We start from the raw sequence: 26,007 nt of genomic DNA on the forward strand, positions 1-26,007 counted from the left end.
TAGTACGGCGCCGCGGCGCCGCCGGGCGGTGCGATGCGCGACTCCACCCTCCGCACCCGCTCGGCGAGTTCGAAGTGGGTGCCGTCGAGCGCGTCGATCGCCTCGTCCATCAGGCCCTGCAGCCAGGCGCGGACCTCGTCCACACCCTCGATGTGCGTGCCGTCGGCGTCGAGGTGCGCGAGCGCCACCCACGGCGTCTCGGCGCCCGGCAGGACCTTCTCGGCCTCCTTCCTCATCTCACCGAGCAGCCGGTGGAACTCCGACCAGCCGTACGCGTAGGCCTCGTCGAGGTCCAGGTCCGTGCCGTTGAAGTAACGGGAGAAGCGTGCGTAGCGCTCGCGGCCGACCGTGTTCGGCGCGCCCTCGATCGTCGGCGCGTACACGTCGCGCATCCAGTCGCGCAGCTCGACGACGGCCGCGGTCGCCGCCTGGGCGGCCTCGTCCAGTTCGCCGCGCAGGGCCTCGGGACCGGCGGCGGCGAAGTCCTCGAACCAGCCGCGGCCCTGACCGTCCGTGTCGGACCACTCGGTGAGCTGCTCGATGAAGGTCTCCGTCGGCCGCGGGCCCCCGTACAGCTTGCGCTCCAGGCCGAGGGCCAGGGACTCGCGGTAGCCGCGCAGCGCGGTCGGTACGGCGCGCAGGCGCTCGGCGACCGCCGCCCAGTCCTCGTCCGTGTCGGTGGGGGTGATCGTGAAGACCTCGCGTACCGAGTGCACCGGGCTGTGGATGTTGCTCACCGCGCGTAGACCTTCGTCGGCCGCGTGCACGGCGAGTTCAGCGGTGAGCCGCTCACGGAGCAGGCGGGCGCACCGGCGCTCGATGTCGCTGTCCGCGCCGGGCCGGCGTTCGGCCTCCTCCAGCCGCGCCAGCGTGGTGCGCGCCAGCTCCGCCAGCGCCTCCTGGCCCGCGGGGGAGGTGTCGGGCAGCCTGCTCGAACTCTCCTTCACGCCGAGGTAGGTACCGGTGATCGGGTCGAGGGCGATGAGTTCGTCGACGTAGGCGTCGGCGACCTGACGGGGAAGCGGGCTCTTTGTCTCTGACATGGCGACCATCCTCGTACGAGGAGGTGCCTCGCGTCAGCCCTGTTTACCGGGCCCTGACGTGGCCGTCTCGGCGCCCGGTGGCAGCAGTGGACCGCATTCCCACTGCTGGAAGATCAACCGGGTCTCCACCCGGGCCACTTCGCGCCGTGCCGTGAACTCGTCCAGCACCAGCCGCTGCAGATCCGCCATATCCGCGACCGCGACATGGACGAGGTAATCGTCCGGCCCGGTCAGATGGAACACGGACAGCGACTCCGGCAGGGCCCGGATGCGCTCCACGAAGGGCCCCACCAGCTCCCGCCGGTGCGGGCGGACCTGCACGGACAGCAGCGCCTGGAGGCCCCGGCCCAGCTTGGCGGGATCGAGCTGGAGCCGATGGCCGAGGATGACGCCCGAGCGGCGCAGCCGGGTCACCCGGTCCAGGCACGTCGACGGCGCGACCCCGACCTGCGCGGCGAGATCGCGGTAGGTGATCCGGGCGTCGTTCTGCAGCAGTCGCAGCAGATGGAGATCCACCGGATCCAGTACGACGGATTCGGCCATGCGTCGAACGTAGCACGGAGTTCTCGCGCGGGTCATCGTTCGCTGTTCACTCTTCCGCCATGGACACGCCCTTCGACTCAGCGCGTACCTCCGCGTACGACGACGTACGCCGCCCCGCCCCCAGGGCACTGGCCACCGAGGCCGTGCACGCCGGCCGGGAGGACCTCGCCCGGCAGGGACTGCATGCCCCGCCGATCGACCTGTCCACCACCTACCCCTCGTACGACAGCCGGGCCGAGGCCGCCCGCATCGACGCCTTCGCCACCGACGGCGCCGAACTCGACGGCCCGCCCGTCTACGGGCGGCTCGGCAACCCCACCGTCGCCCGCTTCGAGACCGCGCTGGCCCGGCTGGAGGGCACCGAGGCGGCGGTCGCGTTCGCCAGCGGCATGGCCGCGCTCAGCGCGGTCCTCCTCGTCCGGTCCGCCATGGGCCTGCGACACGTCGTCGCCGTACGCCCGCTGTACGGTTGCAGCGACCACCTGCTGACCGCCGGGCTGCTGGGCTCCGAGGTGACCTGGACCGACCCGGCGGGGATCGCCGACGCGCTGCGCCCGGACACGGGGCTGGTGATGGTGGAGTCCCCGGCCAACCCGACGCTGGCCGAGGTGGATCTGCGGGCCGTCGCCCACGCCTGCGGCTCCGTCCCCCTTCTCGCCGACAACACCTTCGCCACGCCGGTGCTGCAGCGCCCGGCCGAGCAGGGCGCCCGGCTGGTGCTGCACAGCGCCACCAAGTACCTGGGCGGTCACGGGGACGTGATGGCCGGCGTGGTGGCGTGCGACGAGGAACTCGCCGGGCGGCTGCGGCAGGTGCGCTTCGCCACCGGCGGCGTCCTGCACCCGCTCGCCGGGTACATGCTGCTGCGCGGCCTGTCCACGCTGCCGGTGCGGGTGCGGGCCGCCTCCGCCACCGCGGCGGACCTGGCGGCCCGGCTGGCGGCCGACCCGCGCGTGGCCCGGGTGCACTATCCGCGCATCGGCGGCGCGATGGTCGCCTTCGAGGTGCACGGCGACCCGCACGCGGTCATCGGAGGCGTCCGTCTGATCACCCCGGCCGTCAGCCTCGGCAGCGTCGACACGCTGATCCAGCACCCGGCCTCCATCAGCCACCGCATCGTGGACGCCGAGGACCGGCGCGGCGCCGGGGTCAGCGACCGGCTGCTGCGCATGTCGGTCGGTCTGGAGGACGTCGAGGACCTGTGGGCCGACCTGGACGCGGCCCTGGGGCAGCCGCCGTCGGAGTCGCTCGAGGTGAAGGGGCTGCACGAGGCGATGAGCTGAGCGGCCCGGAGCCGGCAGGGGGTGTGTGGCCCGGCGAAGTCGCCGGGCCACACACCCCCTGCCGTCCGGTCCCGCGCAGCGCGGCCGGGCGGCGCCGAAGGGCCGGGGACCGGTGGAGCGGGTCAGTCGCGCAGGGCGCGACGGTCGTACTCCTCCAGCCGGCCGGCGTACGGCAGCCGGCAGGTCGCCGCGGTGGTGTCCAGGCGGGCCGTGATCACCAGGGTGCCCTCCTCGATCTGGTAGTCCAGCGGCAGGCCCAGGCCGCGCATGGCGGCGACCATGCCCGTGTTCGACGCCTGCGTCACGGCGTACACGCTCGCGCAGCCCGCCTCGACGGCCATGCCGACCAGCCGGCCCAGCAGCTCGGCGCCGATGCCGCGCCGCTGCCAGTCGTCCTCGACGAGGAGCGCGACCTCCGTCTCGTCACCGTCCCACAGCAGATGGCCGAGGCCGATGATCCGCCCCGAAGGGGCCTGCGCGGCGAGCGTGCGCCCGAAGCGGGGGCTGAGCAGGTGGCTCAGATAGCGGTTGGCGTCGCCGACCGGCCCGTGGTAGCGCAGGCCCAGCGTGCGCGTCGAGCACCTCTCGTGCATCTGCCTGGCCGCCCTGAGATCGCTCGTGTCGGCCCGGCGCACGGTGATCGCCTCACCCTCCGGAAGCGTCAGCACGTCCTGGCTGCGCGGGATGCGCGGTCCGAGCCGGGTGTCCAGCTCGACCAGGGCGCGGGCCCGCGCGAACTCGGTCGGCGTGAAGGGCAGATACGGCCGCTCCACGGTGATCACTCCGCCTTCCGGCGCCCGCAGCCGCATCACCGTGTCCTCCAGCACCCCCTCGGCCGGCACCTCCTCGGGGCCCCGGCCGCCGCTCGCCGGCCGGCCCGGCAGTGAACGGATGGTGCACCGGCCCAGCAACTGCCGCAGCGCCAACGGGAGTTCCGCCGCGTCCAGCGCCGTACGGGTGGCCAGGCCCAGGACCCGCGTCGGCGCGTCCACCAGGTCGTGGGCGTCGGCCCGCTCGATCCAGGTGTCCGAGCCGCCCGCGGACGCGACCGCCAGGATGAGCTCCGACGCCTCGAGCCGGCCCGGGGCCCGCAGCAGGAACTCGTCCACCGTGCCCTCGGCCAGCGGATGCGTCTGCAGGCTGAGGATGTCGACGTGCCGGCCGGCCAGTGCCGCGCAGAGCGCGGCCAGCGAGCCCGGCTCGTCCCGCACAGTCGTCCGCATCCGCCACAGCGCACTCACCGTCGGCACGTCGTCGCGCGCCGCCGAGGAGCGGCCCGACGGCCCGGCCTGCCGCCGTTCGACGGCGGCAGGCCGGGCATCGGTATCCTTCGGCGGAGGTGCGTGCCCGTGGCGCCGTGCCCACCAGGTGTGGAACGCCGCCGTCGCGAGCAGCGCAAGCGCCGAGATGAGCAACAGGGCCGGACCGTCGGGTCCGTGACCGATCAGGTTCGCCACGCCGTCCGCCACCGCTACGGCCGTGAACAGTGCGGCGAGTTCCACCACGTCCCGCCGCCAGTGGTGCACCGGGCGGCCGTGCCTTCTCCGCGTCACATCAGACATGTCTCGAGTCATGCGGCCACTGTGGAGGAGCGGTGTTGCGTGATCGCGAACGCTTCGTGACGTCCCGGTAAAGCGATGATTCGTACCTTTTAATGCTCTTTCAATCGGTGCGGTGTTCCTGCTGGTCGCAGCCGGGAGAGGGGGCCGACGGCCGGTTCACGCCATGTCACGCGGCCACCTCCGGCATCAGCGCGCCACGCAGCCGGCGGGCCTGGCTGACCAGACGCGAGGTGCCGCGCCGGTCCGCCGTCCGCGCCAGGTGCGGCAGCTCGCCCCGCGCCCCCGACCGCTCGGCGCACTCGGCCGCGACCGCCAGCAGATCCCCCAGCCCGCGTATCGGGCCCGCCGGGCCGTCGGTCGCGAGATCGGCCAGCAGGACCGGCAGCGCGTGACTGAGCAGCCCCCAGATGGTGGCGTTCGCCCCGGTGGCCGCCGCCGTGCGCAGCGACTCCGCGAGCCGCGTCGGCTTCACGGCACCGCGCCGCACCAGTTGCCCGAGGTCCGCGCCGAGGCGGGAGGCGTCCAACTGCCCGCGTGCGGCGAGGACCAGCAGGGCGTCCACGGCGGCGAGCCGGTCCTCCGGATGCCGGGCGCCCAGCCCGTACGCCACACCGAGGTGCGTCGCCTCGCCGGCCTCGCCGCCGGCCTCGGCGAGCAGCGGCAGGACGGAGGCCGTGCCCCGGGTGTCGTCCGCGGCCACGTCGGACAGGTCCCGCAGCAGCCGCACGGCCACGAGCTCGCGCCGCTCGGGAACCATGGCCGGCCACTGCGCCCGCAGGGCGTTGTTCCAGTGGTAGCAGTAACGGCTCTCCCCGAAGGCGCTCACCGGCCTGCCCAGCGCCCGGAAGGAGCTGGGGAAATCCTCTTGCAGCTCCAGGACTTCACCGGACTCCGCCAGGATGCGCGTCCCCGACGTGCGGCGCCGGACCACCGGCGGCACGGGCTTGCCGGCGGTGAGCCATCGGGCGAGCCGCGCCCCTTCCGCCGTGCCGAGAGCCGACGCCCGCCGCGCTGCCGCCGCGGCCACCGACCGGTCCTCGCGCCGCACCCTCAGCTGCGCCTGCGCGAAGTCGGACGCCGCCACCCGCGCACCCAGGCGCCGGTACGTGTCGAGGCGTGCCACCAGCTCGTCCGGCTCCAGCAGGCCTGTGCTCCAGGTGGGCGTCGAGAGCAGGAGCGGCAGCGGTTCGGTGCGGATCCGGTACGCGACCTCCCACACCCGGGCGTCGGACGCCCGGGAGAAGGCGGCATGCACGCAGCTGTGGGCCGGCGCGCCCTGCTGGAGCCCCCCGTGCAGCGTGTCGGTGCGCGTCTTCTCCCACAGCGTCGCGAGCACGAGGTCCAGGGCGTCGGACGTGTCGAACATGCCATGGCGCAGATCACCGTAGCGGCGGTCAGCTCCCAGGTACCGCGGATCGACCCACCAGCGACGGGCGACCACGGGTTCCAGCGCCTCCAGCAGGTTCTCGCGGTTCCCGTACGCGTGCCGGACCAGCCCGTCCAGCGCCCGCTCGAAGCCGGTCACGCCGGCGTCGGCGGTCAGCGCGGCTCCCACCTCCTCCGCGAGCTCGGTCACCGAGGACGGCGCGGGCGCCAGACGCGTCGGCTGCGGAACCGGCGGCAGGACCTCCTCGTACACCGTGGCCGCCGCGTCCACCGGCGCCGCGCCCAGGGTGGCCACCGCCCGGGCACGCAGCGCGGGCCCCAGCTGCTCGGCCGCGAGAGCCAGTTCCGCCCGCACCTCGGCGGAGCCGGCCCTCTTCACATGCCGTTCCGCCAGCTTCAGCGCCCGCTCCCGCACGTCCGCGTCCTCGTGCCCGAAGGCCTGCGCGACAGCGGGCAGCAACTCGTCCGCCGCGGAGGCGTCCCGGGTGAGCACCTTGCCCAACAGGACCAACTGCGCCCGCACCAGCTTGCGCTCGGTGCGGAACAGCACCGCGTGGGACATCTCGGCCAGGTGGGGGTGCGTCAGTTCGCCGTCCAGGGCCAGGGAGCCGAGCACCGACTGAGCGTGCGAGGCCACCACCGAGGCCGCGTCCGAGGCCAGCGCCAGCCAGTCGGCGACCCGCTCCCGCTGCTCCTCGCGCGTCAGCGCCAGGGACTGCAGCACACGCAGGAACGCTCGGTGGTCGGCGGCCGTGCCGCCCCGCAGCAGACGGGCCACGCACGCGTCGACCGTCGCCCCGCGATCGAGGGTGCCCTCGACGGTGAGCCGGGCGAGCGCGTCGTTCCAGCTGTTCGGGCCGTCGCCCGAGCCCCACTCCAGCACGTTGCCGATGTCGCGGGTCTCGAAGAGCGCGGCCACCAGGTCCGTCAGATGCGCGTCCCCGCGCAACCGGTCGAATACCGTGTCGCCGCGCTGCCAGGTGCTGCCGATGTGCTGCACCCAGCCCCGCACATAGGCGTCGGTCGTCGGCACCGGGCAGCCGGCCAGCCGCACCAGCCCGGCCATCAGCTCGTAGGGCACCTGGGCGGAGGCGGGGCGCTCGGCGATGCGGTGCGCCACGTCGGCGAGCCAGCCGGGGTCGCGGTCACCCAGAACGTGCAGCAGGACCGCCGGGGAGAGTCCCGACCACCGCATGTCGGCCGCCGTGATCCAGCTCGCCGCGCCGGCCGCGCCCGTCTGGCAGGCCGCGCCCGCCGCGTGCAGCGCGGGATAGGCGCGGCGGGACGCCGCGTCCCAGCGCGCCGCCCGCAGCTCCTTGCGCAGCGCCTTCAGTCCGGGCGACTGCGCCCTGCGCTCGGCATCGGTCATCCCGTCGAGCAGACCCACCACCTCGGCCGTCCGACCGGCCCGTACCGCCTCGATCAGCTCACTCATCGCGCACCCCCGCCGACCCGCATGCCGTCCCGCTCCACCGTGATCGCGCCCCGGCGCGCCATCCGCACGGCCAGCGCGTGCTTGCACGGCCCGCGCCCGCCCCGGTACTTCGCCCACCACAGGCAACTGCAGCTGAGCGTGCCCGCCTCGTCCCGCACCCGGTGCACATGTCCGTCCTCGGCCGTCACCGTGGCCAGGGCACCGTCCAGGGCGACCGCGCCGGTGGCGACCAGAGCCCGGGCCGCCCGCAGCCGCGGATTGTGCCGCTCGGCGCGCTCGGCGTCGTAGGGCAGCTCCCGGTGGAAGTAGGCCGCCTCCGCCGTGTCGTAGCCGACGCGGCCCGAGGTGCCGAGCCGGACCAGCGCCGCGCGGACACGGTCCGGGGTGAGCCCGGAGGCGGCGGCGAGGTCGGCGACGTCGACGCGGGGCTCCCAGGCCAGCAGCACCGCGATCAGCTCGGCGTCCTGTGCCGCCTCGTGGCCGGCCAGCGCGTCCAGGACGCCGCCCTCACCGGAGAACCCGCGGGAGGCGTCGGGCGACAGCGTCAGCGTCAGCCGCATGCCCGGCAGGACGACCTCCCAGGCACTGGCCGTGGCCGCGGTCGCAGCGCCCGTGACCGCCGGGCCGTACACCCGCAGGGCGGTCGCGTGGCGCAGCACCCGCTGGAGGGTCGCCAGCCGCTCGGGACCCGGAAGGCACACCGCGCCGGGCACCGGCCGGGTGGTCGGCCGCAGCACCCGCCCCGCCGGGACCACCCACCGGGCGCCGTTCCGGCCGCTCCGCGGACCGCTCCGGGGCAGCGACCGCAGGAACCGCACCGCCTCGGCCGCCAGCAGTTCGGCCCGAAGATCGAAACCGGCCGCTATGACCTGAGCCTCCGCGAACCCGCGCAGCCATCGGTCCGGCAGCGGCACCTTCTTCTCCACCACCGGCCCGTCCAGGGTGGTCACCGCCAGCTCCTCCGGGCCCACGCGCAGATGGAGCGGGTCGTCCGCACCGATCCTCGACAGGGCCTCGCGCAGGGGGTTGTTGACGTCGACGTTCGTCGTGCCGTGCCCCACCTCGCCGCCGTCGAGGCCGGCGCTCAGCACGTCCAGACGCGCGTAGACCCCGCAGCAGCCGGAGAAGGACTCGAAGCGCAGCCGGTCGCCGTTGCCCGTGACCACCGGGTCGAGAGAGGCGCGCAGCTGGGGCTGGTGGTAGCGGGCGGCCGCCACGTCGGCCACCGCCAGCAGCCCCGCAGACGCCACCTGAGGGTAGGTCAGGAAGCCCGTGAAGAAGCGCGGATGGTCCTCGGCACCCGAGGGGGTGGCCCCCCGCGAGGTCTCGAGTCCCAGGCGCTGCCCGTCCGCGGCGGACTCCAGCACGGAGGGTCGGCAATAGGCCACGGCCTGCAAGGATCGCGTCATGGGAAAACCGTAGAGGCGACCACTGACATTCATTGTGACCTGCGAAAACGCCGTCCCGGCAGGTCAGTTGGAGCCCTGCGGACAGGGCCGCGCCCCGGGGGATGACGCCGGAGCGCGGCACGCAGGAAAGCGTACGGGAGTTACTGCCCGACGCGGCCCGGCTGGAGCACCTGGGTGAACAGCACGCTGCCGTCCTGCTCGCGCAGCCGGACCGTGAGCTCGCCGCTGTCGCCGTCGATGTCGACCTCGCCGAAGAACTGGTAGCCCTCGGCGGGGGAGACGTTGGAGGCGGTCGGCGCCTTGACGAAGACCCGGTCGGGTCCGAACGTCCCGTCGAGCGCGCTGGCCGGGAAGGCGCCCGCGTTGAGCGGGCCGGAGACGAACTCCCAGAACGGCTCGAAGTCCTTGAAGGCCGCCCGTGACGGGTCGTAGTGCTGGGCAGAGGTGTGGTGGACGTCGGCCGTCAGCCACACCGTGCCGGTGATCCGGCGGTGCTTGACGAACCGCAGCAGCTCGGCGATCTGCAGCTCGCGGCCGAGCGGCGTGCCCGGGTCGCCCTGCGCGACGGCCTCGAAGTTCGGCTTTCCCTCGACGCCGTCGGGCACGACCAGCCCGAGCGGCATGTCGGCGGCGATGACCTTCCACACCGCCCGGGACCGGGCCAGCTCCCGCTTGAGCCACTCCAGCTGCTCGCGGCCGAGGATGCCCTGCGGGTCGCTCTTCTGGTCGTCGGGGGAGTTGGCGTTGCGGTAGGTCCGCATGTCGAGCACGAACACGTCGAGCAGCGGGCCGTGGTGGTGGACGCGGTAGATCCGCCCGTCCGGGCGGCCGCTGATCGTGGAGACCGGGAAGTACTCGGAGAAGGCCCTGCGGGCGCGCAGCGCCAGGTCGTCGAGCCTGGTGCCGGCCGGGTACGGGGTGCCGGTGCCGATGACCTCGCCCGGGTACCAGTTGTTGCGGACCTCGTGGTCGTCCCACTGGACGATGTTCGGCACCTGCGCGTTGAACCGGCGCAGCGCTCCGTCCAGCAGGTTGTAGCGGAAGTTTCCCCGGTAGTCGGCCAGGGAGACGGCGACGTGCGACTTCTCCTCGGTGGTGACGTTGCGGTAGACGCCGCCCGGCAGCGCGGCCGTCTCCTGGATCGGGCCGTCGGCGTAGATGTTGTCGCCGCTGCACAGGAAGAAGTCCGGGTCCAGCTTCGCCATGGCGTCGAAGATCCGGTAGCCGCCGATCGACTCGTTGATGCCCCAGCCCTGCCCGGCCAGGTCGCCGGACCACACGAACCGCACGCCCTGACGGCGGCTCGCGGGCGCCGTGCGGAAGGTGCCGTAGGACGGCTCGCCGGTGCGGCGCGGGTCGTCCGGGTCGGCGAGGAGCACGCGGTAGTGGATCTGCTCGCCCGCCGGCAGCCCGTGCAGCCGGGCCGTTCCCGTGAGGTCGGTGTCCGAGCCGAGCAGCGGGCCGTGCCATCTGCGCGGCGCCCGGAACGACTCGGTGGCGGACGTCTCGACGATCATCCGGGCCGGGCGATCCGCGCGCACCCAGACAAGACCCGAGTCGGAGGTCACGTCTCCCGCCTGCACGCCCCAGTCCGCCCGGGGACGGCCGGACAGGGCGAGCGCCGGCGCGGCGCCGAGCGCGCCGGGCAGAGTCAGGGCCGCCGACGCGGCCAGCGAGCCGCGCAGGACGCTGCGGCGGCCGGGGAACGGACGGTGGGACATGGATGCGCCTCCAGGGACGGGATCCGGCCAGTGTTCAGTGCCACACCTACTGGCGCGGTGCGGCGCGCACGGAAACCGCGAGTGAACAACTGGCCGCCGCCGCTCCGGAACCGGCGGCCGCAGAGTTGCCGACGCGGCGGCCGGTCACGCCCCGACCGCCTCCCGCATCAGCCGTACGCCCGCGTGGATCCGCGCGGGCGACAGGTGCGCGTACCCCAGGACCAGCCGCAGCCCGCCGTCCCCCTCGGCCGAGCCGCCGTGCCCGCGGGGGGCGAGGCGACCGGCCGGCGCGTGCGAGTACGCCCCCAGCGTGCGCACCGCGATCCCGGCCGCGCCCACGCGCGCGAGGAACCGCTCCTCGGGGCCGTACCGTTCGGGCAGGCCGGCGATCAGGTGCAGGCCCGCGGCGATCCCGGACAGCCGTGCGCCGGGGAAGTCCTCCTCCAGGGCGGCGACGAGCGTGTCGCGGCGTTCCCGGTAGGCGCGCTGGCAGCGGCGCAGCTGCCGGTCGTAGTCGCCCCGTTCGACGAAGTGGGCGAACAGTGCCTGCTCGACGGTCGGATGACCGAGGTCCATGGTCCGCTTGCGCTCGACGACCTCGTCGGCCAGCGAGTCGGGCACGAGCATCCAGCCCAGGCGGAGCCCCGGAGCGAGGGACTTGCTGACCGACCCCGCGTAGACCACGTGCTCCGGGTCGAGGCCCTGGAGGGCGCCCACCGGCGCGCGGTCGTAGCGGAAGTCGCCGTCGTAGTCGTCCTCGAGGACGATCCCGTCCACCGACCGCGCCCAGTCGAGCAGTTCGGCGCGTCGGCGGGCGGAGCAGGCGATGCCGGTGGGGAACTGGTGGGCCGGCGTGGTCACCACGGCCCGTACGCCGGAGCGGCGCAACGGCCCGAGGGCCGGACCCTCCGCGTCCAACGGAAGCGGAACGGTGCCGATGGCGGCCGACGCGTACAGGGCGCTGTGCTGGGGACTGCCCGGGTTCTCCACGCCGACGGCGCGTATCCCGCGCGCGTGCAGCACGAAGCCGAGCAGCGTGGTCGCCTGCGTCACCCCGGAGACGACCACGATCCGCTCCGGGTCCGCGACGACGCCCCGGCGGCGGGTGAGCAGTTCCGCCAGCGCGGTACGCAGCCGGGGCAGCCCGCGCGGGTCGGGGTAGCCGAGGTCGTGGTGCGGGAGGTCCGCGAGGACGGAGCGGTGCGCGGCCGCCCAGGCGGCCCGCGGGAACAGCGACAGGTCGGGTGTGCCGGGCACGAAGTCCGCGCGGGCCCCCGGGGAGCGCGGCGCGAGGTCACGCGCGCGCGGGTGTGCCGCCCGGACGGCACCGCCCACCCATGTCCCGGCGCCCCGCCCGCTGCGCAGATAACCCTCCGCCACCAGCTGTTCGTACGCCTCCGTGACCAGCCCGCGCGACACGCCGAGGTCCGCCGCGAGGTCCCGGCTGGAGGGCAACCGGGTACCCGGGGCCAGACGGCCCGAACGGACGGCCTCGCGCAGGGCGGCCTGCAGCGAGCGGCCACGCGCGCGTGCCGGTGCCGCCGCGGCCGGCAGCAGCAGCTCCCAGGCCGCCGAGCCGGCGAGCCCGCCCGGATTGGTCCCCGATGACGTCATGGAAGTGGACCTTAAACCGGGCCGCCGTGCTCCCTAGCGTCGCCATCATGAACGCCACCGCCTCGCGCGGCGCCCTGCTCGCCGCGTTCGCCTGTGTCCTCGTCGGAGGGTCCTTCACCGCCAACAGCGTCCTCGGCCACTACCCGTACGCGGGCGGGCAGTTCCTGCGCTACGGCCTGGCCTGCCTGCTGCTCCTGCCCCTGGCCGGGCGGGGCGCACCCGCGCGGCTGCGCCGGCTCGGCGCCGGGCAGTGGATCCGGCTGGCGCTGCTCGCTGCGGTGGGCATGGTGGGCTTCAACCTGGCGGTGCTGGCCGCCGAGCGCACCGCCGAACCGGCGGTGCCGGGTGTCTTCGTGGGCTGCGCCCCGGTGGTCGTGGCGGTGCTCGTCCCGCTCCTGGAAGGACGCCGGCCGCGGCGGGTCGTCCTGTACGGGGCGTCGCTGGTGGCCGCCGGGGCCCTCGCCGTGCAGGGCTGGGGCCGCACCGACGGCGCCGGGGTCGCGTTCTCCGCGTGTGCGCTGGCCGGCGAGGTCGCATTCGCGGTCCTCGCACCTCCCGTCCTGCGCCCGCTCGGGCCGCGGCTGCTGTCCGCCGTGGTGTGCGGCGTCGCGGCCCTGGTGGCCGCGGTCGCGGGGATCTGTGCCGACGGCACCGCCTGGCTCCGGCGCCCCGACTCCGGCGAGGCCGCCGCGCTGCTGTGGCAGGCGGCGGTCGTCACCGTCGTCGGCTTCGTGTGCTGGTACATGGGCATGCAGCGGATCGGTGCCGAGCGCGCCACCCTCTTCTCCGGCTTGATCCCGGTCGCGGCGGCCTGCACCGCACCCCTCGTCGGCACCGGCTCCTACGGGCTCGTCCAGGCCGCGGGCAGCGCCCTGGTGGGCACCGGAGTCGCCCTGGGGTCGGGGGCGTCGGCGCGTGCCGGGCGGCGGTCAGCGGCTGCCGTCGAGGAGCACGCGCGCGACGAGCGCCGGGTCGTCGTTCATGGGGACGTGCCCACAGCCGGGCAGCCGCACGAGCCGGGCGCGCGGGATGATCTGCTTGGCGCGCACTCCCTGCCGGCGGACCAGCAGCCGGTCCTTGGTGCCCCAGGCCACCGTGACCGGTATGCCGGTCACGTCCTCGGTGAACCGGACGTCGACACCCGCGCGGAGGGTCTCATCGAAGCCGGTGGCCTGCGCCAGGGCGAGCGTCTCGGCGACCACGGCCTCGGGTGAACGACGGCCGGGACGTGCGTAGATGGTGCTCGTCAGGACGGTGCGCCCGGCCGCCGTCCGGGCGAGCTGTTCGACCAGCGGCAGCGGCGTCCGCCGCGCGACGGCCCGCATCGACTGGAGCACACCGAAGGCGTAGCGCCGCTCGGCCTGCGTCCAGAAGCCGGCCGGGGAGAGGGCCGTGACGGACCGTACGAGCTTCTCGCGGCCGAGTTCCAGTGCCAGCAGGCCACCCAGCGAGTTGCCCGCCACGTGGGGCCGTTCGATCTCCAGGGCCTCGCAGAGGGCGCCCAGCGCGGTGTTCATCGTCGGCAGGTCGTGCCGCAGGCCGTCGGGCAGGGCGGGGGAGGCGCCGAAGCCGGGCAGGTCCACGCTGATCACGTCGCGCTCGGCCGCGAGGAGGTGGACCACCGGGTCCCAGGCCTGCCGGTGGTGACCGATGCCGTGCAGCAGGAGCAGCGGCTCACCGCTGCCCACGCGCGCGTAGGACAGGGTCACGGTCCGCGGGCCGTGCGGGGAGGGGACCTTGAAGGAGACGGTGGCGGCCATGGGTGCTCCTCGATCGGGGAAGTCGCTGACGAAGCCGGGTAGACAGTTTGTCAGCAATTACTACTGGCCGGTAGTCCCGGGAGGGCCGGATCCGGTCGTCGTCGTAGCCGTCGTGTCGTCGTCGTTGTCATTGCGGGCCGCCGTCGTCACCGCCGGCGGACTGCCGGGCATCGCCGCCCCGCTCGTGGTGTCCGCCTGGACACGGCCGGACGGGTCGGCTGGGATGGTGCGGTGACCACCGAAATCGAGACCGACGTCTTCGAAGAGCACCGCCCCGTCCTCATGGGCGTCGCCTACCGCATGCTCGGGCGGGTGGCGGACGCCGAGGACGTGGTCCAGGAGGCCTGGTTGCGCTGGTCCGGCGGCGACCGGAGCGCGGTGCGAGAGCCGCGCGCCTACCTCGTGCGCGTCACCACCCGTCTGGCCCTAGACCGGCTCCGCCAGATCAAGGAGCGGGGCGAGTCCTACGTCGGCCCGTGGCTGCCGGAGCCCCTGGCCACCGACCTCGCGGGCACCGCCCCGGACGCCGAGCAGCGGGCCGTGCTCGCCGACTCCGTCTCGCTCGCCGTACTGGTCGTCCTCGAGTCGCTCTCGCCGCTCGAACGCGCGGTGTTCGTCCTCAGAGAGGCGTTCGGCTACCCGTACGCGGAGATCGCCGCCATGCTCGACCGGGGCGAGGCGGCGGTGCGTCAGCTCGCCGGGCGGGCCCGCAGGCACGTCGACGAGCGGCGTCCGCGCTACGAGGTCGATCCGGCCCAGCGGCGCGACCTCACCGAGCGGTTCCTGGCCGCCGCGGCGGGCGGTGACCTGGCGGGCCTCATGGCACTGCTGGCGCCCGACGTCCGCCTCGTGGGCGACAGCGGCGGCAAGTCCAGGGCGCCGCTGCGGATTCTGGAGACCGCCGACAAGGTCGGCCGCTTCCTGGTGGGCGCGGCCCAGAAGGGTGTGGTGGACCCGTCGTTCCGCTTCCTGGAGCTCAACGGCGGCCCGGCCGTGCTCGTCCTGTCCGGGGACAGGCCCGACAGCGTCTTCCAGGTGGACGTCGCCGACGGATGCATCCAATCCGTCTACATCATCCGAAACCCGGACAAACTTCAGTCCCTGGCCGTCGACGCCTGAGAGCCACCCCGCAGGAAGCATCCGAGCGAAGCCCCCGCCCACACGGCGGGGGCTTCGCCGTGACGTCATGAACGGCACCCTGGGCGAACGCCTTGTGAACGCTGTGCGGCGCGACGGCCGTGCGCTCCGCACCAGGTCGAGGATTGGTATTGACCAAGGGTGGGGGCGGCCCTATGGTCGCAGATAAGTACAACAACCTTTAATAAACAAGGGCGCTAAAACCGCCGGACGACGGCGATTGCGGAGGACAGGGTGGGGACCACGCAGCTGGAATCGGTGCCGGAGCCGAAGTACTGGCACCTCAAGACCGTGCTCAGTGAGGCACTGGACTCCGAGTTCTCGGTCGGCGAGATCCTGCCCAACGAGCGGGACCTGGCCGCCCGCTTCGGCGTCGCCCGCGCCACGCTCCGCCAGGCCCTGGAGCAACTGGAGCTGGAGGGCAGGCTGCAGCGCCGCCGCGGTGTCGGCACGACCGTCGCGCCGCCGCGCGTGGGCGTGGCCGTCGGCACCGAGCAGCACTCCTGGCCGGGCGCGGCAGGTGACGCCTGGCAGCCCGTGGACTGCGCGCAGGCGGTGCCGCCGGCGGCCGTCGCCGACGCTCTGGAGATCGGCCGCGAAGAGCCCGTGCACACGGTGCGCCGGTCCCGGATGAGCCACGGCCAGCCGGTGGCGGCCGAGCTGCTGTACGTCCCGGCCTCGTCCGTGCCCGACCTGACCGCGATCGACGCGCCGTCCGGTCCGGCACGCGCGCGTGCCGTGCTGCGCGAGCTCCAGCGCCTGGACCTGGAGGGCCAGGACCGCGCCGTCGAACTCGGCTCCGCCCGCGCGGACGACGCCAAGGAGCTGGACCGGCTGCCCGGCGCGCCCGTCCTCGTCGTCACGACGCGTTTCCTCGCCGAGGGCCGCACCGCAGCGCTGTCCGTGGCCACCTACCGCGCCGACACCTGCCGGCTGACCTTCAAGGACTCCGGCGGCGTGGAGATCCACCACGGCCCGGAACAGCGCGCCTCGTGACCACCGCCTGAGAACGGCCCACCCGCACGAAAGCAGGGCTCATCCGCACGAGAGCCGTGGTGCGGGGTCTGCGCCCGTGCCGCATCGGTGATGCTTGTGCCGCGGACGCGGGGGTGCGCGGCTGTGTCGGGGCGCGCGGGGACACCTCCGCGCGCTCACGGACGCCTACGCCCGCCGGGCGCCGATCGGGGTGCGGCCTGCCCTGCGAGATGCCTTCGTATCGGTGCGCGGCGTCCGGCGCTCAATGCCGGGCCGTCACCGTGCTCTCCACCGCGAACAACTGCTCCTCCACGTGGTCGAGGGCGAGCCGCAGGGCACCCGTCGCAACGGCTGCCTCGCCGAGCATCGACAGGGTGACCTCCGGTGTCCGCAGGCAGTAGCGGGCAAGTTCGCGCCGCAGCGGCTCCAGCACGCCGTCCAGGCCGGCCGCCCAGCCGCCGATGACCACCAACTCCGGGTCAAGGGCCAGCACCAGCGCCGCCACGTCGTGGACGAGCCGCTGGATGAAGCGGTCCACGGCCTCCAGCGCCCGCTGGTCGCCCTTGCGGGCGAGCGCGAAGACCGCCGCCACCGCCTGCTCGTCCAGAGGGTGCAGGGGCTGGTCCGTGGTCGACAGCAGCGTCTCGGGGGTCTCGCCCCGGCCCAGCAGGTGCAGCGCGCCGATCTCGCCGGCCGCTCCGCCGAACCCCCGGTGCAGTCGGCCGCCGATCAGCGAACCGGCGCCCGGGCTCAGCCCGGCGAGGACGAAGACCACGTCGTCGGACTCGGTGGCCGCACCCTTCCAGTGCTCGGCGACCGCAGCGGCGTTGGCGTCGTTCTCGACCAGCACCGGGCACCTGAAAGAGCGGCTCAGCCGTTCGCCCAGGTGCAGACCCGTCCAGCCGGGCAGCGCGGTGCCCAGCCGTACCACGCCGCCCGCCTCGACGATCCCCGGCGTGCCGACCCCGACGGCCCGCAGGGAGCTGCGTGGGACACCGGCGCGGCGCAGCAGTTCGGCTACGGCCGTGCGCAGCCGCTCCAGGCGCTCGTCCGCGTCGGCCGTCTCGTCCACGTCCTTGGCCTGGGCACCGAGCACCCGGCCGTCCAGGTCGGACAGGAGCGCGGCGACCCGGTGGGCGCCGATCTCCAGACCGAGCAGATGCCCGGCCTCCGCCCGGAACCGGAACCGCCGCGCCGGCCGTCCCTGGCGCCGGGCGGTGCCCTCCTCGGCCGCCGTCTCGACGACCAGGCCCGCACCGATGAGGTCCTCGACGACGCCCTCGACCGTCGGCCGGGACAGCCCGGTCACCCGGGTGATCTCCGTGAGCGTCGCGCAGTCCGTGGCACGCAGCGCGTGCAGCACCACCGCGGAATTGATCCTTCGCAGCAGCGAGGGATCCCCGCCGGTCAGCCGCCCCAACGTCCGTCCTCCCAGCTCGTGCGCGTGTTGGCCGGATCGTACTCGGCCCGGGCCGGGGCAGCGAGTGCCGGGACGGGGCAGCCAGTGCCGAGACCGCGGGGCCGTCCCTGCGGTCCGTCCCCGCGTGCTCGAGGCGCCTGGCCCACCGCCGGCCGCGACGCTCCCGCCCGGCCGGACGCGGTCCGCGGCCCGGGCGTCCGCGGGTCACTGCCCCGCCGATCGCCGCTCGCCGATCTCCGGCCACGGCCCTCGGGCCGCCTGCCCGGCCCGGCTTCTGACGCGCCGCCAATTGTCGGTGGTGGCCGGTTTACTGGAAGGCATGGACATCGCGAAGGCTCTCGCCGTGATCGACCGGCTGTGTTCCGGGGCGTTCCCCGCCGAGCACGTCAGGACGGACGTCGGCACGGCCGGACCTGGTTACTCCATAGCCGAGTTGGAGACGAGCGACGACTTCTGGGAGGACGACGGCACTCGGCGGGAGGAGGCGGAGGAGCAGTACGAGTGCGACCGGGACGGCCTGGGGGAGCGGCTGACCGAGCGTTGGGGAGCGCCCCAGGCCCTCAGCCTGTACAGCGTGCTCGACCGGACGGTGGAGGGGGAGGATCTGCTGGAGCCGTGGGCCTCGCTGAGCGGGCATGTTCCGGACGTCCAGCTGTGGAGGTCCACGGAGACGGGCCGGTGGATAGCCCTCGGTGTCTCCCAGTGGAACAGGGAGCTGCCGTTCCAGCTGCTCGCGGTCGTCACCGACACGGACCCGCCCTGACAAACAGACCGCCCTGAGGGAACGGCCGACCGACTACCGACCGGCTCTGGCCGACCGGCTCGGCCCCGACCGACCAGCCCCGACAGACAACCCAGCCCCGACCGACCGGCCCGGAGTGACCGGCCGGCTCCGGCCGCCCTTAGGCGGTCTCCGCCGCCGCCCGCAGCCGGGCGAACTCCTCAGCCATCGTCTCGGCCGTCCAGTGGGCGTTGAGGCCGCTCGGGTTGGGCAGGACCCACACCCGCGTGGTACCGATCGTCCGTTCCTGGGGCCCGACTTGGGCCTTGCGGTCGCCGAAGGCCGCCCGGTAGGCGGTGACGCCGACCACGGCCAGCCACCGTGGCCGCAGCCGCGCCACCTTGAGCGCCAGCTGCCGCCCGCCCTCCTGGTACTCCTCGGCCGTCAGTTCGTCGGCGCGTGCCGTGGGCCGCGCCACCACGTTCGTGATGCCGAGTCCGTACGACAGCAGTTCGTCCTGTTCCGAGGGCTTCATCTGCCTCGGCGTGAACCCCGACCGGTGCAGCACCGGCCAGAAGCGGTTCCCCGGTCGTGCGAAGTGGTGGCCCGTCGCGGCCGTCATCAGACCGGGGTTGATACCGCAGAACAGCACGCTGAGGCCGTCCGCGACCACGTCCGGTACCAGACGATCGCGGGCGGCCTCGAGCTCCGCCGGGGTGAAGCGGGTCAGAGGATCGCTCCCGGGGTGTAGGCCGAGGCCTCCGGGTGCTGCTTGACGATCTCCTCGACCCGGCCGACGACCGTGCCGACCTGGGCGGCGGCCGCGCCGGTGAAGGACAGCTTGTCGGCCATCAGCGCGTCGAGCTGCGCGCGGTCGAGCGGCAGGCGGTCGTCCGCGGCGAGCTTGTCGAGCAGGTCGTTGCGCTCGGCCCCCTGCTCGCGCATGGCGAGCGCGGTGGCGACGGCGTTCTCCTTGATCGCCTCGTGGGCGACCTCGCGGCCGACGCCGGCCCGCACGGCGCCCATCAGCACCTTGGTCGTCGCCAGGAACGGCAGATAGCGGTCCAGCTCACGGGCGATCACCGCGGGGAAGGCGCCGAACTCGTCGAGGACGGTCAGGAACGTCTCCAGCAGGCCGTCCAGCGCGAAGAACGCGTCCGGCAGCGCGACCCGGCGCACCACCGAGCAGGACACGTCGCCCTCGTTCCACTGGTCGCCCGCCAGCTCGCCGGTCATCGAGGCGTACCCGCGCAGGATCACCATCAGGCCGTTGACGCGCTCGCAGGAGCGGGTGTTCATCTTGTGCGGCATCGCCGAGGAGCCGACCTGGCCGGGCTTGAAGCCCTCGGTGACCAGCTCGTGCCCGGCCATCAGCCGGATCGTCTTGGCCAGCGAGGAGGGGGCCGCCGCCAGCTGCACCAGCGCGGTGACGACCTCGTAGTCCAGGGAGCGCGGGTAGACCTGGCCGACCGACGTGAAGGCCTGGCCGAAGCCCAGGTGGTCGGCGATGCGCCGCTCCAGCTCCGCGAGCTTGCCGGAGTCGCCACCGAGCAGGTCCAGCATGTCCTGCGCCGTGCCCACCGGGCCCTTGATGCCGCGCAGCGGGTAGCGGCCCAGCAGCTCCTCCACCCGGCCGTACGCGACCAGCAGCTCGTCGGCCGCCGTCGCGAACCGCTTGCCGAGGGTGGTGGCCTGGGCGGCCACGTTGTGGGATCGGCCGGCCATGACCAGCTCGCCGTACTCGGCGGCCAGCTTCGCCAGGCGGGCCAGCACAGCCACCGTGCGGTCGCGCACCAGCTCCAGCGAGAGCCGGATCTGCAGCTGTTCGACGTTCTCCGTCAGGTCGCGGGAGGTCATGCCCTTGTGCACGTGCTCGTGCCCGGCGAGGTCGTTGAACTCCTCGATCCGCGCCTTGACGTCGTGCCGCGTGACCTTCTCGCGCTCGGCGACGGAGGCCAGATCGACGTTGTCGAGGACGCGCTCGTAGTCGGCGATCGCCGTGTCCGGCACCTCGATCCCGAGGTCCTTCTGGGCGCGCAGGACGGCGAGCCAGAGCTGCCGCTCCAGCCTCACCTTCTGCTCGGGCGACCAGAGCGTGGCGAGCTCGGCGGAGGCGTAGCGTCCGGCGAGGACGTTCGGGATACGGGGCTTTGCGGGCGCAGCAGTCACGTGCACCGATTCTACTGGCGATTCATGCAGGCCAGCGCCATGGGGGTATTCGTTCGAAGCTACGAGAGGCCGCGCACGCCACCAGAGCCACGCAAGCTGCAAGCAGCCGTGAGCGGTCACGCGGGCCACGAGAGGCCCCGCAACCTGCAAGAAGCAGCGCGGGGCTACGAGAGTTCCAGGTCCGGCGGCAGCACCGGATCCAGGTCCGCGTAGGGCAGCAGCTCGGGCCGCTTGGGCGGGCGGCCGTCGCCGGAGGAGCGGCCGGTCAGGCGGCGGCCTATCCAGGGCAGCAGGTGCTGCCGGGCGAAGCGGGCGTCCGCGACCCGGCGGGTGATCCAGCCCGGCGGCAGGGTCGCGGCCATCGGCGTGCGCCACTCGGGGTCCTCGGGCTCGTAGCCGAGCGCCTGCCACACGGCCTCCGCGACCCGGCGGTGGCCCTCGGCCGTCAGGTGCAGCCGGTCCGCGTCCCACAGCCGCGGATCGCCCAGCGAGGGCGCGCCGTAGAGGTCGACGACCAGGGCCCCGTGCTTCTCGGCCAGCTCGTCGATGCAGGCGTACAGCTCCTCCATGCGCGGCCGGAAGCGCTCCAGGACCGGTCCACGGCGTCCGGGACTGCGCATGAGGACCAACTGCCCGCAGGACGGCGTCAGCCGCTCCACGGCCTCCGTGAGCAGGCCCCGCACCCGGCCCATGTCGCACTTGGGCCGCAACGCGTCGTTGAGCCCACCCACCAGCGTCACCACGTCGGCCCGCATGGCCGCCGCCACCTCGACCTGCTCGTCGACGATCTGCCCGATGAGCTTGCCGCGCACGGCGAGGTTGGCGTACCGGAAGCCGGGCGTGCGGGCAGCCATCCGTGCCGCCAGGAGGTCGGCCCAGCCCCGGTAGGAGCCGTCGGGCAGCAGGTCCGACATGCCCTCTGTGAAGGAGTCGCCGACCGCGACGAGGCTGGTGTGTGTGGGAATCGTCTGCATGGCGTGAGCGATGGTATCCCGTGACTCCACACGCATACCAAGCGGTCGGTCCAGCCGGGAGCGCCCTCGCCCCCCGCCCAGACCGGCTGCGTGCCCCCGATCACACCGGCTGCCCGAACAGCTCCCGCAGCACGTCCTCCATCGTCACTAGTCCCGCCAGCCGCCCGTCCGCGCCCAGCACGGCCGCCAGATGCGTACGGCTGCCCCGCATCGCGGTGAGCACGTCGTCCAGCGGCGTGCCCTCCCGAACCCGGGCGATGGGGCGCATGTCCCGCAGCCGGAACGGCTCGGTGCGCGGTGAGGCGTCCAGCGCGTCCTTCACATGCAGATAGCCGATGATCCGGCGCTGCTCGTCCACCACGGGGAAGCGGGAGAATCCGGACTCGGCCGACAGCCGCTCCAACTGCTCCGGGGTGACCCCGAGGCGCGCGTAGACGACGCGCTCCAGCGGCAGCACGACATCGCGCACGGGCCTGCTGCCGAGCTCCAGCGCGTCGTGCAGCCGCTCCTGCGCGCGGTTGTCGATGAGGCCGGCCTCGCTGGCGTCCTTGACGATCTCGGCCAGCTCGGTGTCCGTGAAGGTCGCCGAGACCTCGTTCTTCGCCTCCACCCGCAACAGCTTGAGCAGGGCGTTGGCGAACGCGTTCACCGTGAAGATCACCGGACGCAGTGCCCGGGACAGGGCGACCAGCGGCGGGCCGAGCAGCAGCGCGCTGCGCACCGGCTCGGCGAGTGCGATGTTCTTCGGCACCATCTCGCCCAGCAGCATGTGCAGATACGTCGCCAGTGCCAGCGCGATCACGAACGACACCGCGTGCCCCGCGCTCACCGGCACGCCCACCGCGTGGAACACCGGCTCCAGCAGATGCGCGATCGCGGGCTCGGCGACCACACCGAGGACCAGCGTGCACAGCGTGATGCCGAGCTGGGCCGCCGCCAGCAGCGCGGACACGTGCTCCAGCCCCCACAGCACGCTCTTCGCCCGCCGGTCGCCCTGCTCGGCATACGGCTCGACCTGGCTGCGGCGCACCGAGATCAGCGCGAACTCGGCCCCGACGAAGAAGGCGTTGACGACGAGGGTCGCCAGGCCGATCAGGATCTGCACGGCGGTCACCGGCCGGCCCTCTTTTCGTCGTCCAGGTGCTGGTCGGGCCGCGTGGACGCCGCGCTCTCGTCGTCGAGGGGGGCGTGCAGCAGCACGCGGGCCGCCCGGCGGCCGCTCGCGTCCACCACCTCCAGCCGCCAGCCGGCGACGTGCAGGACGTCGCCGGTCCCGGGGATCCGGCCCAGCTCGGTGGCGACGAGACCGGCGAGCGTCTCGTACGGGCCGTCCGGCACCCGCAGGCCGACCCGCGCCAGCTGGTCCACGCGGGCGGAGCCGTCGGCCGAGTACAGGCCGCGGCCCTCCGCGTCGGCGCCGGCCGGAGCCAGATCGGGGGTCTCGTGCGGGTCGTGCTCGTCGCGCACCTCGCCGACGACCTCCTCGACGATGTCCTCCAGCGTCGCCACGCCGGCCGTGCCGCCGTACTCGTCGATCACGACCGCCATCGTGCGCCTGCCCGACAGCTGGTCCAGCAGCCGGTCGACGGTCAGCGACTCGGGGACGAACATCGGCTCGCGCATGATCTCCGAGACCCGCAGGCGCATCCGCCGCTGGGCGGGCACGGCCAGTACGTCCTTGATGTGGGCGGTGCCCACGACCGAGTCGAGGCTGCCGCGGTAGACCGGGAAGCGGGACAGCCCGGTCGCCCGGGTCGCGTTCGCCACGTCCTCGCAGGTCGCCTGCGCGTCCAGGGCGATGACCTGGACGCGTGGCGTCATCACGTTCTCCGCCGTCAAGTCGGCGAGGTTGAGCGTCCGCACGAACAGCTCGGCCGTGTCCGCCTCAAGGGCGCCCTGCTTGGCGGAGTGCCGGGCCAGTGCCGCCAGCTCCTGGGGGCCGCGGGCGGAGGCCAGTTCCTCGGCGGGCTCCACCCCGAGCCGGCGCACCACACGGTTCGCCATGTTGTTGAGATGGGTGATGAAGGGGCGGAAGGTGGCGCTGAACCAGCTCTGCGGGGTGCCCACCCGCCGGGCCACCGCCAAGGGCGAGGAGATCGCCCAGTTCTTCGGCACCAGCTCGCCGACCACCATCAGGAACACCGTCGACAGGGCCGTGCCCAGCACCAGCGCCAACGAGGTCGCCGCGGACCTCGAGATGCCGAACGCCTGCAGCGGCCCCGCGATGAGCTTGGCGATCGAGGGCTCGGCGAGCATGCCGACCACCAGGTTGGTGACGGTGATGCCGAGCTGCGCCCCGGAGAGCTGGAACGTCAGGTTCCGGACGGCCTTCAGGGCACCGGAGGCGCCCCGCTCGCCGCGCTCGGCCGCCCGCTCCAGGGCACTGCGCTCGACGGTGGTCAGCGAGAACTCGGCCGCGACGAAGGCACCGCAGGCCAGGCACAGCAGCACGGCCACGAGCAGGAGGAGCACTTCGGTCATCGGGTCACCCCGCTCCCATCGTCGGACAGGACAAGGGGGATCGCGCGGCGGTGCGGACACGTACTGGGAGGCTCGCCCATGGGCGGACGCTCACAACCTTTCATGGAGGGCCGAGTGCTCCTCCAAGGGTAAAGGATGGGCAAAGAAGGTCGGGTGCCGGTCCGATCGGCCCCGGGGGTCAGTCCGCGCGGTCGGCGAGCGGCTTCACCCAGCGCCGCCAGTGCTCCTCGGGCGTGTAGCCCGCGGCGCGCCAGGCGTGGTGCGCGGTCTCGTTGCGGGTGAGCACCATCGCGTCGCCGCGCCGCCCGCCGAGCCGTACGAACCGCTCCTCGGCGGCGGCCAGCAGGGCCGCGCCGATGCCCTGCCGCCGCCGGCCGGGGTGCACCGCGAGCCGGTACAGATGGCAGCGCCAGCCGTCGAAGCCCGCGATCACCGTGCCCACCAGCTCGCCGTCCCTCCCCCGAGGTCTCGACTCCGCTCGACCGGGAAGGGCCTCCATCGCCAGCAGCAACGCCTCCGGGTCGCGGGCGACCAGCCGTGTCACGCCGTCCCGGTCGTCACTGATGCTCGTGCCCTCCGCGGCCGTCTTCCAGAAGGCCAGCACGGTGTCGAGATCGTCGGCGGTCGCCGGGCGTATACGCAGGTCGCTCATGCGGTGATCACATCAGGCGGGCCCGCGCGCGGTGCGGAATTCCAGCATCCGGACGCATCATGGCGTGCCGGGCGCCGACGGCGCGCGCTACTCGCCCCGCAGCGCCTCCAGTACCGGCGCGAACGCCTCCATGTAGGGCTCCAGCACCGTCAGGTACGAGAAGCCGAACCGCTCGCGCTGCGCCCGCACCCGCTCGACGATCTGCTCCAGGGTGCCCACCAGCACGATCGGCAGCGCCAGCGCCTGCTCCATGGTCAGCTGCGGCTGGTTTTCCAGCAGGGGCTGGAGCACGGGCACGGGGTCCTCGGTGACGGCCACGATCTGGATGAGCAGGTTCAGTTCCGCCGGCTCCTCGCGGCCCGCCGCGAGCTTGCGGTACAGGGCCACCCGCTCGTCGAGTTCGTCGGCCGTGATCGGCACGAGCTCCCCGGAGCTGTTCTTGGGTGCGGACCGCGCACCGGTGAAGGCCGCGATGTCCGCGTGCTCGGCGGTCAGCCGCAGCATCCGGTCGCCGTTCGCGCCGACCAGCAGCGGAATCCCGGGCTGCTGCACCGGCCGGGGCCGGTGCTCGGGGGACGCGAGCAGCCGCTTCAGCTCCTCCACCGTGCGCCGCAGGTGGTCGACGCGCTCGCCCGGCGAACCCCACGGCAGCCCGGCCGTCTCGTGCTCCGCCCGTACGTACCCGGTGCCGAGCCCGAGTTCGAGCCGGCCGTTCGTCAGGGAGTCCGTCGTCGCGACCTCGCGGGCCAGCAGGGCCGGATTCCAGAAGCCCGCGTTGAGCACGAAGGTGCCCAGCCGGGGCCGCTCTGTGGCCTCGGCGGCCGCCACCAGGGCCGGGAAGGGCGCCACCCAGCCGAGATGGTCGGGGACGAGGATCACGTCGTAGCCGAGTTCCTCGGCCCGACGGCATTTGGCCCGCCACTCCCCGGCGGGCGCGGGGTTGAGCAGGTTGACACCGAAACGGAACGGTCGCGTCACGAACTCTCCTCGGCTGCAAGGGACTTGAGCACCTGCCGCGATTCCATCACTCGTGCGCGATCGCCGCCAGCACATTCATACGTGAGGCGCGCAGCGCGGGCAGCAGGGCCGCCACGATCCCCACGACGGCCGAGCCGATCACGACCGCGACGATCGTGCTCCACGGGATCGCCAGCGCGGTCATGCCCTGCAGGGCCAGGACCCGCTGGGTGCACACGCCCCACACCAGGCCGAGCCCCAGCCCCAGCACCGCGCCGAACACCGCGATCACCACCGACTCCAGCCGGATCATCCGCCGCAGCTGCCGCCGGGCCAGCCCGATCGCCCGCAGCAGCCCGATCTCCCGTGTCCGCTCCACCACCGACAGCGCGAGCGTGTTGACCACGCCGAGCACCGCGATGACGATGGCCAGCCCCAGCAGTGCGTAGACGAGGTAGAGCAGCACCGCGATCTGGTCGTGCACCAGCTTCTTGTAGTCCGCCTGGTCGCGGACCTGCACGTTCGGATACGGGGCGAGGCGCTTTTCCAGCCGGGAGCGCAGCTGGTCGGCGCTGGTGCCGGGGGCGGCGTTCACGAACAGGGCGACGTCCTCGGTGCCGGGGACGTACTTCTCCAGCGTTCCCATGCCGACGAACAGCCCGCCCTGCAGGCCGAACCCCTCGGCCTGGTCCTGGTCGGTCAGGGCCGCCACGGTCAGCTCGCCCCGGCGCCCGCCCTGGAACTCGGCGGGCAGCGCGCTGCCCG

21 protein-coding genes and 1 pseudogene are annotated in these 26,007 nt (G+C 73.6%); 5 read left to right on the forward strand and 17 right to left on the reverse strand.

The window, feature by feature from the left end; all coding sequences use genetic code 11:
* Together BZY54_RS08765 and BZY54_RS08770 are read right to left on the reverse strand one after the other, a co-directional pair.
* The coding region (locus tag BZY54_RS08765; RefSeq protein ID WP_143668023.1) for a DUF885 domain-containing protein at positions 1–1,043 on the reverse strand (1,043 nt) is incomplete at its 3' end.
* A gap of 33 nt (positions 1,044–1,076) precedes the next feature.
* Positions 1,077–1,586, reverse strand: coding sequence for an Lrp/AsnC family transcriptional regulator (locus BZY54_RS08770; protein ID WP_086724231.1), 510 nt, complete (start codon positions 1,584–1,586; stop codon positions 1,077–1,079).
* Between the two features lie 59 nt (positions 1,587–1,645).
* Here BZY54_RS08770 and BZY54_RS08775 point away from each other — a divergent pair, with 59 nt between their 5' ends.
* Positions 1,646–2,869, forward strand: coding sequence for a trans-sulfuration enzyme family protein (locus tag BZY54_RS08775; RefSeq protein ID WP_086724233.1), 1,224 nt, complete (start codon positions 1,646–1,648; stop codon positions 2,867–2,869).
* A gap of 122 nt (positions 2,870–2,991) precedes the next feature.
* Here BZY54_RS08775 and BZY54_RS08780 read toward each other — a convergent pair whose 3' ends face one another.
* The 5 genes from BZY54_RS08780 to pdxR all read right to left on the reverse strand — a co-directional run bounded on the left by BZY54_RS08780 (position 2,992) and on the right by pdxR (position 11,996).
* A complete protein-coding gene (locus BZY54_RS08780; protein ID WP_208640597.1) occupies positions 2,992–4,431 on the reverse strand; it encodes a GNAT family N-acetyltransferase in 1,440 nt (479 codons plus the stop codon).
* A 166-nt stretch (positions 4,432–4,597) separates the two neighbouring features.
* The gene (locus BZY54_RS08785) at positions 4,598–7,252 is read right to left on the reverse strand and encodes a DUF7824 domain-containing protein (RefSeq protein WP_086724237.1); all 2,655 of its coding nucleotides are present in this window, start codon (positions 7,250–7,252) and stop codon (positions 4,598–4,600) included.
* Positions 7,249–8,661, reverse strand: coding sequence for an SWIM zinc finger family protein (locus BZY54_RS08790; RefSeq protein WP_086724238.1), 1,413 nt, complete (start codon positions 8,659–8,661; stop codon positions 7,249–7,251). The genes BZY54_RS08785 and BZY54_RS08790 overlap by 4 nt, the downstream gene beginning before the upstream one ends.
* 140 nt (positions 8,662–8,801) lie before the next feature.
* Complete coding sequence (locus BZY54_RS08795) at positions 8,802–10,382, reverse strand: alkaline phosphatase D family protein (RefSeq protein WP_086724240.1); 1,581 nt, start codon at positions 10,380–10,382, stop codon at positions 8,802–8,804.
* A 144-nt stretch (positions 10,383–10,526) separates the two neighbouring features.
* The gene (gene pdxR / locus BZY54_RS08800) at positions 10,527–11,996 is read right to left on the reverse strand and encodes a MocR-like pyridoxine biosynthesis transcription factor PdxR (protein ID WP_086724242.1); all 1,470 of its coding nucleotides are present in this window, start codon (positions 11,994–11,996) and stop codon (positions 10,527–10,529) included.
* Between the two features lie 47 nt (positions 11,997–12,043).
* Here pdxR and BZY54_RS08805 point away from each other — a divergent pair.
* Positions 12,044–12,832 (forward strand): annotated as a pseudogene (locus tag BZY54_RS08805) (EamA family transporter); the annotation flags it as partial.
* 93 nt (positions 12,833–12,925) lie between these two features.
* Here the strand turns inward: BZY54_RS08805 and BZY54_RS08810 are convergent.
* Positions 12,926–13,756 (reverse strand): alpha/beta fold hydrolase, encoded by an 831-nt coding sequence (locus tag BZY54_RS08810; RefSeq protein WP_086724244.1) that lies wholly within the window; start codon positions 13,754–13,756, stop codon positions 12,926–12,928.
* Between the two features lie 231 nt (positions 13,757–13,987).
* Between BZY54_RS08810 and BZY54_RS08815 the strand changes: the two genes are divergently transcribed.
* Positions 13,988–14,875: an RNA polymerase sigma-70 factor gene (locus BZY54_RS08815; RefSeq protein ID WP_086724246.1), complete on the forward strand. Its 888-nt coding sequence runs from the start codon at positions 13,988–13,990 to the stop codon at positions 14,873–14,875.
* Positions 14,876–15,127: 252 nt separating this feature from the next.
* On the forward strand, positions 15,128–15,889 hold the full coding sequence (locus BZY54_RS08820; RefSeq protein ID WP_086724248.1) for a GntR family transcriptional regulator: 762 nt from the start codon (positions 15,128–15,130) through the stop codon (positions 15,887–15,889).
* 241 nt (positions 15,890–16,130) lie between these two features.
* Here BZY54_RS08820 and BZY54_RS08825 read toward each other — a convergent pair whose 3' ends face one another.
* Positions 16,131–17,288, reverse strand: coding sequence for an ROK family transcriptional regulator (locus BZY54_RS08825; protein WP_086724250.1), 1,158 nt, complete (start codon positions 17,286–17,288; stop codon positions 16,131–16,133).
* A gap of 319 nt (positions 17,289–17,607) precedes the next feature.
* Here BZY54_RS08825 and BZY54_RS08830 point away from each other — a divergent pair, with 319 nt between their 5' ends.
* On the forward strand, positions 17,608–18,051 hold the full coding sequence (locus tag BZY54_RS08830) for a hypothetical protein (protein ID WP_086724252.1): 444 nt from the start codon (positions 17,608–17,610) through the stop codon (positions 18,049–18,051).
* 139 nt (positions 18,052–18,190) lie between these two features.
* Here the strand turns inward: BZY54_RS08830 and mug are convergent, their stop codons facing one another.
* The 8 genes from mug to BZY54_RS08870 all read right to left on the reverse strand — a co-directional run.
* Positions 18,191–18,739: a G/U mismatch-specific DNA glycosylase gene (gene mug / locus BZY54_RS08835; RefSeq protein ID WP_086724254.1), complete on the reverse strand. Its 549-nt coding sequence runs from the start codon at positions 18,737–18,739 to the stop codon at positions 18,191–18,193.
* Positions 18,736–20,178 carry an adenylosuccinate lyase gene (purB, locus tag BZY54_RS08840; RefSeq protein ID WP_086724263.1) on the reverse strand — a complete coding sequence of 481 codons (1,443 nt, stop codon included), beginning with the start codon at positions 20,176–20,178 and terminating at the stop codon, positions 18,736–18,738. Before purB ends, mug begins: the two co-directional genes overlap by 4 nt.
* 164 nt (positions 20,179–20,342) lie before the next feature.
* Complete coding sequence (locus BZY54_RS08845) at positions 20,343–21,152, reverse strand: SGNH/GDSL hydrolase family protein (protein ID WP_086724256.1); 810 nt, start codon at positions 21,150–21,152, stop codon at positions 20,343–20,345.
* 100 nt (positions 21,153–21,252) lie between these two features.
* The gene (locus BZY54_RS08850) at positions 21,253–22,266 is read right to left on the reverse strand and encodes a hemolysin family protein (RefSeq protein ID WP_086724258.1); all 1,014 of its coding nucleotides are present in this window, start codon (positions 22,264–22,266) and stop codon (positions 21,253–21,255) included.
* The gene (locus tag BZY54_RS08855) at positions 22,263–23,633 is read right to left on the reverse strand and encodes a hemolysin family protein (RefSeq protein WP_107419671.1); all 1,371 of its coding nucleotides are present in this window, start codon (positions 23,631–23,633) and stop codon (positions 22,263–22,265) included. The genes BZY54_RS08850 and BZY54_RS08855 overlap by 4 nt, the downstream gene beginning before the upstream one ends.
* A 178-nt stretch (positions 23,634–23,811) precedes the next feature.
* Positions 23,812–24,285 (reverse strand): GNAT family N-acetyltransferase, encoded by a 474-nt coding sequence (locus BZY54_RS08860; RefSeq protein WP_086724259.1) that lies wholly within the window; start codon positions 24,283–24,285, stop codon positions 23,812–23,814.
* Between the two features lie 87 nt (positions 24,286–24,372).
* Positions 24,373–25,263 carry an LLM class F420-dependent oxidoreductase gene (locus BZY54_RS08865; RefSeq protein ID WP_086724261.1) on the reverse strand — a complete coding sequence of 297 codons (891 nt, stop codon included), beginning with the start codon at positions 25,261–25,263 and terminating at the stop codon, positions 24,373–24,375.
* Between the two features lie 46 nt (positions 25,264–25,309).
* The coding region (locus BZY54_RS08870) for an ABC transporter permease (protein ID WP_143668024.1) at positions 25,310–26,007 on the reverse strand (698 nt) is incomplete at its 5' end.

This window comes from Streptomyces carpinensis (assembly GCF_002154505.1).
Taxonomy (GTDB): domain Bacteria; phylum Actinomycetota; class Actinomycetes; order Streptomycetales; family Streptomycetaceae; genus Streptomyces; species Streptomyces carpinensis.

Excerpts from the sequence above, each read along its gene's own strand:
- BZY54_RS08855 (WP_107419671.1), bottom strand. The coding sequence starts at position 23,633 with ATGACCGAAGTGCTCCTCCTGCTCGTGGCCGTGCTGCTGTGCCTGGCC.
- pdxR (WP_086724242.1), bottom strand. The coding sequence starts at position 11,996 with ATGACGTCATCGGGGACCAATCCGGGCGGGCTCGCCGGCTCGGCGGCC.
- BZY54_RS08860 (WP_086724259.1), bottom strand. The coding sequence starts at position 24,285 with ATGAGCGACCTGCGTATACGCCCGGCGACCGCCGACGATCTCGACACC.
- BZY54_RS08830 (WP_086724252.1), top strand. The coding sequence starts at position 17,608 with ATGGACATCGCGAAGGCTCTCGCCGTGATCGACCGGCTGTGTTCCGGG.
- BZY54_RS08775 (WP_086724233.1), top strand. The coding sequence starts at position 1,646 with ATGGACACGCCCTTCGACTCAGCGCGTACCTCCGCGTACGACGACGTA.
- BZY54_RS08770 (WP_086724231.1), bottom strand. The coding sequence starts at position 1,586 with ATGGCCGAATCCGTCGTACTGGATCCGGTGGATCTCCATCTGCTGCGA.
- BZY54_RS08795 (WP_086724240.1), bottom strand. The coding sequence starts at position 10,382 with ATGTCCCACCGTCCGTTCCCCGGCCGCCGCAGCGTCCTGCGCGGCTCG.
- BZY54_RS08845 (WP_086724256.1), bottom strand. The coding sequence starts at position 21,152 with ATGCAGACGATTCCCACACACACCAGCCTCGTCGCGGTCGGCGACTCC.
- BZY54_RS08790 (WP_086724238.1), bottom strand. The coding sequence starts at position 8,661 with ATGACGCGATCCTTGCAGGCCGTGGCCTATTGCCGACCCTCCGTGCTG.
- BZY54_RS08785 (WP_086724237.1), bottom strand. The coding sequence starts at position 7,252 with ATGAGTGAGCTGATCGAGGCGGTACGGGCCGGTCGGACGGCCGAGGTG.
- BZY54_RS08780 (WP_208640597.1), bottom strand. The coding sequence starts at position 4,431 with ATGTCTGATGTGACGCGGAGAAGGCACGGCCGCCCGGTGCACCACTGG.
- BZY54_RS08810 (WP_086724244.1), bottom strand. The coding sequence starts at position 13,756 with ATGGCCGCCACCGTCTCCTTCAAGGTCCCCTCCCCGCACGGCCCGCGG.